At 68.1% G+C, this 12,343-nt stretch carries 11 protein-coding genes; 9 read left to right on the top strand and 2 right to left on the bottom strand.

The annotated features are described in order from the left end of the window. Positions 1 to 449 precede the first annotated feature (449 nt). Genes ctaC through PROKR_RS04430 form a run of 3 tightly spaced genes read left to right on the top strand, consistent with a single transcriptional unit; the run spans position 450 to position 3,585 of the window. A complete protein-coding gene (gene ctaC / locus PROKR_RS04440; protein WP_036959916.1) occupies positions 450 to 1,373 on the top strand; it encodes an aa3-type cytochrome oxidase subunit II in 924 nt (307 codons plus the stop codon). Then, positions 1,373 to 3,187, top strand: coding sequence for an aa3-type cytochrome oxidase subunit I (ctaD, locus tag PROKR_RS04435; RefSeq protein ID WP_036959914.1), 1,815 nt, complete (start codon positions 1,373 to 1,375; stop codon positions 3,185 to 3,187). Before ctaC ends, ctaD begins: the two co-directional genes overlap by 1 nt. After that, on the top strand, positions 3,184 to 3,585 hold the full coding sequence (locus PROKR_RS04430) for a cytochrome c oxidase subunit 4 (RefSeq protein WP_020014299.1): 402 nt from the start codon (positions 3,184 to 3,186) through the stop codon (positions 3,583 to 3,585). Before ctaD ends, PROKR_RS04430 begins: the two co-directional genes overlap by 4 nt. A 94-nt stretch (positions 3,586 to 3,679) precedes the next feature. Here the strand turns inward: PROKR_RS04430 and trpD are convergent, their stop codons facing one another. Continuing rightward, on the bottom strand, positions 3,680 to 4,729 hold the full coding sequence (gene trpD, locus PROKR_RS04425) for an anthranilate phosphoribosyltransferase (protein WP_036959912.1): 1,050 nt from the start codon (positions 4,727 to 4,729) through the stop codon (positions 3,680 to 3,682). Continuing rightward, positions 4,726 to 5,187 carry a response regulator gene (locus PROKR_RS04420; protein WP_084800241.1) on the bottom strand — a complete coding sequence of 154 codons (462 nt, stop codon included), beginning with the start codon at positions 5,185 to 5,187 and terminating at the stop codon, positions 4,726 to 4,728. The genes trpD and PROKR_RS04420 overlap by 4 nt, the downstream gene beginning before the upstream one ends. Before the next feature lie 178 nt (positions 5,188 to 5,365). On the opposite strand from PROKR_RS04420, the gene ctaE reads away from it, so the two are divergent. From ctaE to qcrB (PROKR_RS04390), 6 genes are all read left to right on the top strand, one after another. Beyond that, complete coding sequence (gene ctaE, locus PROKR_RS04415) at positions 5,366 to 6,019, top strand: aa3-type cytochrome oxidase subunit III (RefSeq protein ID WP_036959910.1); 654 nt, start codon at positions 5,366 to 5,368, stop codon at positions 6,017 to 6,019. Positions 6,020 to 6,124: 105 nt separating this feature from the next. Then, positions 6,125 to 6,904: a cytochrome bc1 complex diheme cytochrome c subunit gene (gene qcrC / locus PROKR_RS04410; RefSeq protein WP_036959909.1), complete on the top strand. Its 780-nt coding sequence runs from the start codon at positions 6,125 to 6,127 to the stop codon at positions 6,902 to 6,904. Continuing rightward, entirely contained in the window at positions 6,901 to 7,962 is a 1,062-nt protein-coding gene (qcrA, locus tag PROKR_RS04405; RefSeq protein WP_036959907.1) for a cytochrome bc1 complex Rieske iron-sulfur subunit, read from the top strand. The genes qcrC and qcrA overlap by 4 nt, the downstream gene beginning before the upstream one ends. Next, positions 7,959 to 9,668, top strand: a complete 1,710-nt coding sequence (gene qcrB / locus PROKR_RS04400) for a cytochrome bc1 complex cytochrome b subunit (RefSeq protein WP_036959905.1) — start codon at positions 7,959 to 7,961, stop codon at positions 9,666 to 9,668. Before qcrA ends, qcrB (PROKR_RS04400) begins: the two co-directional genes overlap by 4 nt. A 165-nt stretch (positions 9,669 to 9,833) precedes the next feature. Continuing rightward, a complete protein-coding gene (locus PROKR_RS04395) occupies positions 9,834 to 10,463 on the top strand; it encodes a superoxide dismutase (RefSeq protein ID WP_020014306.1) in 630 nt (209 codons plus the stop codon). 210 nt (positions 10,464 to 10,673) lie between these two features. Further along, positions 10,674 to 12,343, top strand: a 1,670-nt coding sequence (qcrB, locus tag PROKR_RS04390) for a cytochrome bc1 complex cytochrome b subunit (protein WP_084800240.1), incomplete at its 3' end; no start/stop codon positions are given.

Below are 12,343 nucleotides of genomic sequence, written 5' to 3'. Positions count from 1 at the left end.
GGCGAGCGGGTGCCACGGGGCACGGCCGCCGTTGTCGAGGTACACCCGGCCGGGGGTGGTGGACCTGGCCGGGTCGGCCGGGGTGGCGTGGCTCACACGTCCTCCTGCTGCTGGGTGCGGGTCCGCGCGGCGGTGCGCGCGGGTCCGGCGAGGGGCTGATCCGGGGTTCGGACGGCGGTTCGCGGCGTGCCTCCGCCGCCGTCCTCCTGATCCTCGCACCCGCAGGCGCAGGTCCGGCACGGCGATCGTTCTGACACGACCTGGGTGGGTGTCCTGAACAGCGTGGATGTGTGCCCCAGGTGCGGAGTGCGTCACGTTCCTCCGGGGGCGTTCCGGGCATCATCAGGCCCCGGAGCGCGCTAGGCTGCATCCCATCGAGGACGAAGGTTCTGCGTGGAGCTCGGGAGGAAACCGGTGCGACGCGCCGGACGAGACGTGAAAGGCCTCCCTTGCACTCGAAGCCACCTACCCGCACCCGGCGGGCCATCCTGCGTGCGTCGGCTCTTGCCGTCGCAGTCGCAGTGCTGGCCTCTGGCTGCGCAAGTGAATCCGTCCAGCGCGGATACCTGCCCGGCTACAGCGACGGGGAGGTGACTAACCAGACCGAGCGCATCACCGACCTGTGGGTGGGCTCGTGGATCGCTGCCCTCGCCGTGGGCATCGTGACCTGGGGCCTGATGCTGTGGTGCATCGCGGCCTACCGGAAGCGCAAGGACGACCACCAGCTCCCGGTGCAGACGCGCTACCACCTGCCGCTCGAGCTCATGTACACGGCAGTGCCGATCATCATGGTGCTCGTGCTGTTCTGGTACACCGACCGCGACGTGACGGCCATCAAGACCGTCGACGGCACCGCGACCGAGCACATCCAGGTGATCGGCAAGCAGTGGAGCTGGGACTTCAACTACCTCGACGCCAACGTCTACGACTACGGCGAGCACGAGGCGGACCCCGGCAGCGTGACCGCGGAGGACGAGATCGACGGTGCCGTCGGCACCTCGACGTCCTTCCCGACGCTCTACCTGCCGGTGAACGAGACCGTGGAGTTCACGCTCGACTCGCGTGACGTCATCCACTCGTTCTGGATCCCCGCGTTCCTGTACAAGCAGGACATGATCCCGCACCGGACCAACACGTTCCAGGTGACGCCGACCCGCGAGGGCACGTACGCCGGCAAGTGCGCCGAGCTCTGCGGTGAGTTCCACTCCGGCATGCTCTTCAACGTGAAGGTCGTGTCCGCCGAGGAGTACGACGCCCACATGGCGGACCTCGAGGCGAAGGGCCAGACCGGATCGCTCGGCATGGACCTCGCCCGTACGGCCGGTCCCGTCGACAACCCGGCGGAAACCACGGAAGAGGAGGCTGGGCACTGATGGCCGCAGCGACCACGACCGAGCTGATCCCGGGCCTGGCCCCCGGGCGCCAGACGCTCGGCCGGACGATCATCAAGTGGATCACCTCCACTGACCACAAGACGATCGGGTACCTCTACCTGATCACGTCGTTCATCTTCTTCTGCATCGGCGGCCTGATGGCCCTGCTGATCCGCGCGGAGCTCTTCGAGCCCGGCATCCAGCTCGTGCAGAGCAAGGAGCAGTACAACCAGCTCTTCACGATGCACGGCACCGTGATGCTGCTGCTGTTCGCCACCCCGCTGTTCGCGGGCTTCGCGAACGTGATCATGCCGCTCCAGATCGGCGCGCCCGACGTCGCGTTCCCGCGGCTGAACATGTTCGCCTACTGGCTGTTCCTGTTCGGTGGCCTCATCACCACGGCCGGCTTCCTCACCCCGCAGGGTGCCGCGTCGTTCGGCTGGTTCGCGTACGCGCCGCTCTCGACCACGACCTACAGTCCAGGGTTGGGAGGAGACCTCTGGGTCTTCGGCCTGGCACTGGCCGGTTTCGGCACGATCCTCGGTGCGGTCAACTTCATCACCACGATCATCACCATGCGCGCCCCCGGCATGACCATGTTCCGGATGCCGATCTTCACCTGGAACACGCTGGTCACCAGCCTCCTGGTGCTGATGGCCTTTCCGCCGCTGGCCGCCGCGCTGTTCGCGCTGGGTGCCGACCGTCGTCTCGACGCGCAGATCTTCAACCCGGAGAACGGTGGCGCCATCCTGTGGCAGCACCTCTTCTGGTTCTTCGGCCACCCCGAGGTGTACATCATCGCGCTGCCGTTCTTCGGCATCGTGTCCGAGATCTTCCCGGTCTTCAGCCGCAAGCCGATCTTCGGCTACACCGGCCTGGTCTACGCGACCATCGCGATCGCCGCGCTGTCGGTGACGGTGTGGGCGCACCACATGTACGTGACCGGCGCGGTCATGCTGCCGTTCTTCGCGTTCATGACGATGCTCATCGCGGTCCCGACCGGCGTGAAGTTCTTCAACTGGATCGGCACGCTCTGGCGAGGGAAACTCACGTTCGAGACGCCGATGCTCTGGTCCATCGGCTTCCTCGTGACCTTTCTCTTCGGTGGTCTGACCGGCATCATCCTGTCGAGCCCGGCGCTGGACTTCCAGCTGTCCGACTCGTACTTCGTGGTCGCGCACTTCCACTACGTGGTCTTCGGCACCGTCGTGTTCGCGATGTTCGCCGGGTTCTACTTCTGGTGGCCCAAGATGACCGGCCGCATGCTGTCGGAGCGCCTGGGCAAGGTGCACTTCTGGATGCTCTTCGTCGGCTTCCACACCACGTTCCTCATCCAGCACTGGCTGGGTGTCGAGGGCATGCCCCGCCGCTACGCGGACTACATGCCGGACGAGGGCTTCACCTGGGAGAACCAGGTGTCGACCATCGGCGCGTTCATCCTCGCGGCGTCCACCCTGCCGTTCTTCTGGAACGTCTACATCACGTGGCGCAAGGCGCCCAAGGTCACGGTCGACGACCCGTGGGGCTACGGCCGCTCCCTGGAGTGGGCTACGTCCTGCCCGCCGCCGCGGCACAACTTCGCGTCGCTCCCGCGCATCCGCTCGGAGTCGCCGGCGTTCGACCTGCACCACCCCGAGGTCGTCGCCATGGAGCACCCGGAGTACAACCGCGGTGTCCTCGACAACATCTACGGCGAGGCCGACCGGCGCGGTCAGGACAAGCAGGCCCAGCAGCGCGCCGCGAACGGCAGCGGTGACTCCGGCCAGAGCAGCACGACCATCGTTGACCAGCCGGACGAGGGGACCAGCAAGTGAAGATCGAGGCGCGGCTGTTCCTCTGGGGAACGCCCTTCTTCGTCCTGGCCGGCGTGGTCTACGGCTTCATGACCGAGTGGCAGGAGCCCGTGGGCTACCTGGGCATGCCGCTCGTCGGTGGCCTGGTGGCGATGATCGGCGCGTACCTGACGCTGACGGCCCGACGCATCGACGCCCGGCCCGAGGACGACCCGAACGGCAACATCGAGGACGCCGCCGGCGACCAGGGCGTGTACGCGCCCTGGAGCTGGTGGCCCCTGGCGATCGCCGGCTCCGCCGCGATCTGCTTCCTCGGCCTGGCCGTGGGCTGGTGGGTGCTCTACATCGGCTTCTGCGTCGCGGTCATCGCGCTCGTGGGCTGGGTGTTCGAGTACTCGCGGGGCATCCACTCGCACTGAGCGGTACCGCCGGACACACCCCCGGCAGGCAAGAACGAGGGCCGGAACGCTGATCAGCGTTCCGGCCCTCGTTCTTGCCCGTGCCAGGTACCGTCTAGCGGCTGGCCGCGATCCAGCGCTCTAGTGTGGCCTGCGCCGCCCCGGAGTCCACTGCCTCGGCAGCGAGGTCGATCCCGGCCCGCAGGCGCTCCACGAGGGTGCCGGAGCCCGTGCCGGGCAGCGAGCCGTCGGCCACGAGGCCCGAGGCCGCGTTGAGCAGCACGGTCTCGCGGACCGGCCCGGCCTCGCCCGCCAGGACGGCGCGCGCGACGCCCGCGTTGTAGACCGCGTCCTGGCCGCGCAGGTCCTCGACCTTGATGCGGGTCAGGCCCAGGTCCTCGACGGGGTCCAGGCGGTGCTCGGTGACGTGGCCGTCGGCCACCTCCCAGATGGTCGCGCCCGCGGTCGCCGCGAGCTCGTCCAGCCCCTCGTCGCCGCGGAAGACCAGCGCGGACTTGCCGCGCTCGGCGAACACGCCCGCCATCAGGGGCGCCATCCGCGCGTCCGCGCAGCCCACGGCCGCGGCGCGCGGCTGAGCCGGGTTGGTCAGCGGCCCCAGGAAGTTGAAGGCGGTGGGCACGCCCAGCTCCTTGCGGGCCACGCCCGCGTGCCGCATCGACGGGTGGAACACCATCGCGAAGCAGAAGGTGATGCCGGCCTCGCGCGCGATCTGCGCCACCCGCTCCGGGGTGTGGTCCAGGCGGATGCCCAGCTCCTCCAGCACGTCCGCGCTGCCCGACGACGACGAAGCGGCCCGGTTGCCGTGCTTCACGACGCGCAGCCCCGCACCGGCGATGACGACGGACGCCATCGTCGAGATGTTCACGGTGTGCGCACGGTCGCCGCCGGTGCCGACGATGTCCACGGAGGGCCCGGGCACGTCGATGCGGGTCGCGTGCTCGACCATGGAGTGCGTCAGGCCCGCGAGCTCGTCGACGGTCTCGCCCTTGGCGCGAAGCGCCACCAGGAAGCCCGCGAGCTGGACGGGGGAGACCTCGCCGGTCATCACCCGGTCCATGGCCCAGCGGGCCTCCTCCTGGCTGAGGTCCGTACCGGTCATGAGCTCGGCGAGCAGGCCGGACCAGGTGGGTGCCTCGAGGTTCACGCGGTCCCCGCCGTCGACGGCGCGAGCAGCCTGGCCACGGCCTCCTGGACCTTCACGGCGTCCAGCGGGCGCGCCACGACGCCGTCAGCCAGCGACCAGGTCGCCAGCCATGCGTCCGCGGGGCGGCCCGTCAGCACGAGCACCGGCGGGCACTCGTAGATCTCGTTCTTGAGCTGGCGGCACAGGCCCATGCCGCCGGCCTGGTCGGCCTCTCCGTCGAGGACGAGCAGGTCCCACGTCTCGTTGTCGGCCTTGTCCACCACGGCGGCCGCCGTGGCGGCTTCCGCCCAGGCGATCTCGGGCGCGCCCGCGTGCAGGCGCGGGCCGACGGCGAGGCGTACCTGCTCGCGCACCGTGCGGTCGTCGCTGTACAGGAGGACTCGCGGGCCCGACGTCGTGCTGCCGGAAGCCGCACCGTTCGCACCTGCGCTGGACACATCCGTCGTCATGCCGGTCATGCGTTGATCGTGGCACAGACGCAGGCCGCACGGCAGATCTGTCCGCGCCCTTTTCATGGCACTCTGTTCAATCGCGTCAGCAAGTGACGGCCCGGGCAGGGCGTTGGAAGGACTTTGTGAGATTCGACGCGAGCGTCTGTGACGGTTCGGCGTTCGGGACACCCGAACGTCGGCCATAATGGCTGTCGTGTCGACCGCAACGGCTGCAGCCACCCCCACGCACCAGCACGTGACAGTCAATCGTCCCAACCCGGTCTCGGTCGGGACGATCGTCTGGCTCGCGAGCGAGCTCATGTTCTTCGCAGCGCTCTTCGCGATGTACTTCACGGTCCGGCAGACGATGCCGGCCGAGGAGTGGGCGCTGCAGGCGAACAAGCTCAACATCACCTTCTCCACGATCAACACGATCGTCCTGGTGCTGTCCTCGTTCACCTGCCAGTGGGCGGTCTTCAAGGCCGAGCAGTTCAAGCCGTCGCGCTCCGGGAAGCTCTTCCAGTTCTGGACCTGGGGCATGCACGAGTGGCTGACCATGACCTACCTGATGGGCGCGTTCTTCATCGGCGGCCAGATCTTCGAGTACACCGAGCTGGTGCACCAGGGTCTGACCATCTCGTCCAGCCCGTACGGCTCGGTCTTCTACATGACCACCGGCTTCCACGGCCTGCACGTGACCGGCGGCCTGATCGCGTTCCTCTTCGTGCTCGGTCGCTCGTTCGCCGCCAAGCGCTTCGGTCACCACGAAGCCACCACCACGATCGTCACGTCCTACTACTGGCACTTCGTCGACGTGGTGTGGATCGCGCTGTTCGCGGTGATCTACCTGCTGCGCTGACCGGTCGCTCGGTCGCCCCGTCGGGCGGCCGTCCCACCCGGCCACGTGCGGTGGCCCAGGTTCATTACAGAAGCTCAACACTCACAGCGAGACGAGGAAATTTTCGTGAAGGCACTCGCCGCCCGCAGGCACCACCGGCTGGCGCCGGTCGTTCTCCTGCTGCTGGCGCTGCTGACCACGGGCGGCGTCTACGCCGCCCTGGCTCCGAGCACGGCTAAGGCCGAGACCGTCAGCACCGCGGACATCGAGACCGGTAAGAAGCTGTTCCAGGCCAACTGCGCGACGTGCCACGGCGCGAACGCCCAGGGCACCGAGGGCGTGCCGTCCCTGGTAGGCGTCGGCGCTGCCGCCGTCGACTTCCAGGTGTCGACCGGCCGCATGCCGATGCAGATGAGCGGCCCGCAGGCCGAGGCCAAGCCGCCGCAGTTCGACGAGGAGCAGACGGCCGCGCTGTCCGCCTACGTCGCCTCGCTGGGCGCCGGTCCGGCGATCCCCACCGACGAGCAGGTCGACCCCGCGCTGGGTGACCCCTCGAACGGCATGGCCCTGTTCCGTACCAACTGCGCCATGTGCCACAACGCCGTGGGCGCCGGCGGCGCACTCTCCGAGGGCAAGTTCGCACCCGCCCTCTGGGAGACGTCGGAGCGGAACATCTACCAGGCGATGCTCACCGGCCCGCAGTCGATGCCGGTGTTCAACGACGCCAACATCACGCCGGACGAGAAGCGGGACATCGTGTCCTTCCTCGTCGAGCAGCGCGAGGGTTCGGCGGGCGGTAACGCCCTCGGTGCCCTCGGCCCGGTGTCCGAGGGCCTCTGGGCCTTCGCGATCGGCCTCGGTCTGCTCATCGGCGCCGCAGTGTGGATCGGAGCGAAGTCCTCGTGAGCGAGAACCAGAACAACCCCGCCGACACCTCGCACGACGTGACGGTCACCCCGCAGGCGGGCACCGACGTCGAGCGCTTCGCCGACCCGGGCATCCCGGAGCACAAGCACCGGCTGACCGACACCGACCCGCGCGCCGCCAAGCGCGCCGAGCGGACCGTCACCTTCCTGTTCGTCCTGTCCATCCTGGGCACGATCGGCTCGATCGTCGCCTACGTGATGGTCCCGCCGGACGGCACGACGTCGGGCGTCCGCCTCTCCACGCTGCTGATCGGCCTCGGCCTCGCGGTGTCGCTGCTGGGCATCGGCATCGCCGGGATCCACTGGGCCAAGACGCTCATGGGCGACAAGGAGATGGTCCAGGAGCGGCACCCGCTCGCGACCAACGACGAGGACCGTGCGATTGCCGTCAAGGACCTGAACGACGGCCTGCAGGACTCGGGCGTCGTCGGCCGGCGCGGCGTGCTCAAGGGCGCGTTCTTCGGCGCCCTGGCGCTGTTCCCGCTCGCCATCGCCGTGCCGCTGATCGGCTCGGTGGGCGGTGACTGGAACGTCTCCAAGTTCAAGCACACCATGTGGCGCACGGGCACCCGCCTCGCGATCGACCCGTCGGGCCGGCCCATCAAGGCCTCCGACGTGACCGTCGGCTCCGTCTTCCACGTGGTCCCCGAGACCACGGAGGAGTTCCGCGAGACGCACGAGTGGATCAACGAGAAGTCCAAGGCCGTCGTGCTCATGGTCCGCCTCAACCCCGAGGACCTCAAGGCCGACCAGTCGCCCCCCGGCGAGACCTGGTCCCACGAGGGCATCGTGGCCTACTCGAAGATCTGCACGCACGTGGGCTGCCCGGTGGCGCTCTACGAGCAGCAGACCCACCACCTCCTGTGCCCCTGCCACCAGTCGACGTTCGACATCGCCGACAGCGCCAACGTGGTCTTCGGCCCGGCCAACCGCCGGCTGCCGCAGCTCCCGATCACCGTCGACGACGAGGGCTACCTCATCGCGCAGGACGACTTCGCCGAGCCCATCGGCCCGAGCTTCTGGGAGCGCCTGAAGTGAGCACCGCGACCCAAGACACCAAGCACGAGGCACCGGCCAAGCCGACGACGACCGTCGGCAAGGCCGCGGACTACCTCGACCAGCGCACCTCCATCGGCGTCGCCGTCAAGGAGTTCGCGCGCAAGGTCTTCCCGGACCACTGGTCCTTCATGCTCGGCGAGATCGCCCTGTTCTCGTTCGTCGTGCTGATCATCTCGGGCTTCTTCCTGACGATGTTCTTCGAGCCCTCGATGGCGCTGGAGCGCTACGAGGGTGAGCACCCGGCGAGCATGCACGGCCAGCTCATGTCCGTGGCGTTCGCCTCGACCCTCGACATGTCGTTCGAGGTGCGCGGCGGCCTGCTCATGCGGCAGATCCACCACTGGTCGGCGCTGATCTTCATGGCCTCGATCGTCGTGCACATGATGCGCGTGTTCTTCACCGGCGCGTTCCGCAAGCCGCGCGAGATCAACTGGATCGTCGGCATCCTGCTCATGATCCTGGGCCTGGCGGCCGGCTTCACCGGCTACTCGCTGCCCGACGACGTGCTCTCCGGCAACGGCCTGCGCATCACCGACGGTGTGGTCAAGTCGATCCCGCTGATCGGCTCGTTCATGTCGTACATGATCTTCGGCGGGGAGTTCCCGGGGCACCACATCGTGCCGCGCCTGTTCACGCTGCACATCTTCGTGGTGCCGGGCATCCTGCTCGCCCTCATCGCGCTGCACCTGTTCCTGATGGTGCTGCAGAAGCACACCCAGTACCCGGGCGGTGGTCGCACCGACAAGAACGTGGTCGGCTACCCGGCCGCGCCGGTGTACGTCGCGAAGATGACCGGCAACTTCTTCATGGTGTTCGGCGTGCTCGCGCTGATGGGCGCCACGATGTCGATCAACAACGTGTGGAACTACGGTCCGTTCGACCCGTCGCCGGTCTCCGCCGGCGCACAGCCGGACTGGTACATGCTGTTCCTGGAGGGGTCGCTGCGCCTGATGCCTGGCCAGGGCACGGAATGGGTGATCTTCGGCTACACCTTGCCGCTGAACATCCTGATCCCGGCCGTGGTCATCCCGGGCATCCTGTTCACGTTCCTCATCGTGTACCCGTTCCTCGAGGCCCGGGTCACGGGCGACGACCGCGAGCACCACGTGCTGGACCGCCCGCGCAACAAGCCGGCGCGCACCGGCCTGGGCGTCGCGTTCCTGACGGCGTTCATCATCCTGGCCCTGGCCGGGTCGAACGACCTCATCGCCACGCACTTCGCGCTGTCGATCAACGCGATCACCTGGGTGTTCCGCATTCTGTTCTTCGTGGGGCCGGTGTTCGCGTACTACGTCACCAAGCGCATCTGCCTCGGGCTGCAGCGCAAGGACCGCGAGCTGGTGCTGCACGGCCACGAGTCGGGTCGCATCGTGCGCTTCGCCAACGGCGAGTACATCGAGGTGCACACCCCGCTCGACGAGCAGGAGCGCTGGCTGCGCGTCAACTACGACGCGCCCGCCCCGCTGACGATCGCCCCGAAGACGGACGCGCGCGGTGTGAAGCGCAAGGGCTACGGCGCCGACAAGCGCTGGCAGGGCCTGTCCCGGTTCTTCTACGAGGACCGTGTCTCGCCCGTCACGCCGGCGGAGGTCGCGGCCGCGCACTCGCACGGTGAGCACGACGAGCTGACCGGCTCCGAGCACCAGGCCGTCGAGGCCGGTGCGGGAACCTCGCGGGAGCACTGAGCGACCTGCGACACCAAGCGATGGCCTGTGTCTCCCGGTCCGCGTCTGCGGCCGGGGACACGGGCCATTGCCGTCCCGGCGGGCACCACACCGGCGCGCGACCAGGACGGCGTCCCACCCTGCGCACCGTCCGGTGCGCGGACCGATCCTGGAGGTACCTCAGCAATGGCTGTCTACACGCTCCCTGACCTGACCTACGACTACGCCGCGCTCGAGCCCCACATCTCGGGCAAGATCATGGAGCTGCACCACTCCAAGCACCACGCGACGTACGTCAAGGGTGCCAACACTGCCCTGGAGCAGCTCGAGGAGGCCCGCGAGACGGGCAACCTGGCCAACGTCAACAAGATCGAGAAGGACCTCGCGTTCAACCTCGGTGGTCACATCAACCACTCGATCTTCTGGACGAACATGGCACCGGAGGCCGGCGGAGAGCCGACCGGCGACATCGCCGCCGCGATCGACGAGCACTTCGGCTCGTTCGAGAAGTTCAAGGCGCACTTCACCGCCGTCGCCGCCGGTGTTCAGGGTTCTGGCTGGGCCGTCCTGGCCTGGGACTCGGTCGGCCAGAAGCTGGTCGTGGTCCAGCTGTTCGACCAGCAGGGCAACATTCCCTTCGCGCTCACCCCGGTCCTCATGCTGGACTGCTGGGAGCACGCCTACTACATCGACTACCTGAACGTGCGCCCGGACTACATCAAGGCCTGGTGGAACCTGGTGTCCTGGAGCAACGTCTCCGAGCGCCTGGCACGGGCCAAGACGCAGACCGCGGGCCTCGTCGTCGCCTCGGCGTGACACCCTGCACGACCCCGGCGTGACCTCACGGCGCGCCGCCACAGCCTGACCGCTGGAACAGATCCGGCGTACCTCGCGAACGGGGTGCGCCGGATCTGTCATGTCACGCCCTGGTCTGCTGATTCGTCGTCGAGGGTGGTGATGAAGCCCGGCGCGGTGTCTACTGGAGGGCAGGAAGTGGCCCGCGCCGCCGATCTCAGGGGTGATGACGTGGCGACGAAACAGCGTCCGAGTGCCGTCGGCAAGGCAGCCGACTACCTGGACCAGCGCACCACCATCGGTGTGCTGGTGAAGGAGCTTGCACGGAAGGTCTTCCCCGACCACTGGTCGTTCATGCTGGGCGAGATCGCACTGTTCTCGTTCGTCGTCCTGATCGCGTCCGGCTTCTTCCTCACGATGTTCTTCGACCCGTCGATGGCGCTGGTGCGCTACGAGGGGGAGTACCCGCCCTCGATGAACGGCCAGCTCATGTCGGCCGCCTTCCAGTCCACCGTGCACATGTCGTTCGAGGTGCGAGGTGGTCTGCTGATGCGGCAGATCCACCACTGGTCGGCGCTGATCTTCATCGGCTCGATCGTCCTGCACATGTTCCGCGTGTTCTTGACCGGGGCCTTCCGCAAGCCCCGGGAGATCAACTGGATCGTCGGGCTGACCATGCTGATCCTGGCCCTGGCGGCCGGGTTCACCGGCTACTCCCTCCCGGACGACGTTCTGTCCGGCAACGGCCTGCGCATCATCGACGGCGTGGTCAAGGCGATCCCCCTGATCGGCTCGTACCTGTCGTTCCTGGTCTTCGGCAGCGAGTTCCCGGGCGACCAGGTCATCCCACGGCTGTTCACCCTGCACATCTTCGTGATACCCGGGCTCCTGATCGCCCTCATCGCGCTGCACCTGTTCCTGATGGTGCTGCAGAAGCACGGCCAGTACCCGGGCGGCGGCCGCAGCGACCGGAACGTCGTGGGCTACCCGGCCCTGCCGGTGTACGTGGCCAAGATGACGGGGAACTTCTTCATCATCGCCGGCGTGCTGACGCTCATGGGCGGCACCATGGCGATCAACAACATCTGGAACTACGGACCGTACGACCCGGCGCCGGTCTCGGCAGGCACGCAGCCGGACTGGTACATCCTGTTCGTCGACGGCGCGCTACGGCTCATGCCGGGTCCGGGCTTCGAGTGGGTCCTGTGGGGCTACACGCTGCCCATGAACATCCTGATCCCTGCCGTGATCGTGCCGGGCATCCTGTTCACGCTGCTGTTCACCTGGCCGTTCATCGAGGCGCGCGCAACCGGTGACCACCGGGAGCACCACGTCCTCGACCGGCCCCGCAACCGTCCCGTGCGCACGGCCACGGCCGTCGCGCTGTTCGTCGCGTTCCTCGTCTGCGCCCTGGCCGCGACGAACGACCTCATCGCCACGCATTTCGCTCTGAGCATCTTCGCGATCACGTGGGTGCTGCGCGTGCTGCTGTTCGTGGGGCCCGTGTTCGCCTTCTTCGTGACCAAGCGGGTGTGCCTCGCGCTGCAGCGCAAGGACCGGGAGCTCGTGCTGCACGGACACGAGTCGGGCCGTATCGTCCGGTTCGCCACCGGCGAGTACGTCGAGGTGCACACCCCGCTGGACCCGCAGGAGGTCTGGCTGCGCACCCAGCACACCTCGCCGAGACCGCTGGAGATCAAGCCCGCCATGGACGCCCGCGGCGTCAAGCGCAAGGGCTACCGCTCCGAGCGGCGGTGGCAGCGGCTGTCCGAGTTCTTCTACGAGGACCGCGTGGAGCCGGCGACACCGGCGGAGCTGGCCGCCGCGCACTCGCACGGCAAGCACGACGAGATCGAGGCCCGCACGCCGGCCGGCGTCGGGCCCGGCACCTCCGGCCCGCG

The organism is Promicromonospora kroppenstedtii DSM 19349, assembly GCF_000515355.1.
GTDB classification, from domain to species: domain Bacteria; phylum Actinomycetota; class Actinomycetes; order Actinomycetales; family Cellulomonadaceae; genus Promicromonospora; species Promicromonospora kroppenstedtii.
The sequence above is the reverse complement of the archived record's forward strand: the minus strand, read 5'-3'. Positions and strand labels throughout refer to the sequence as shown.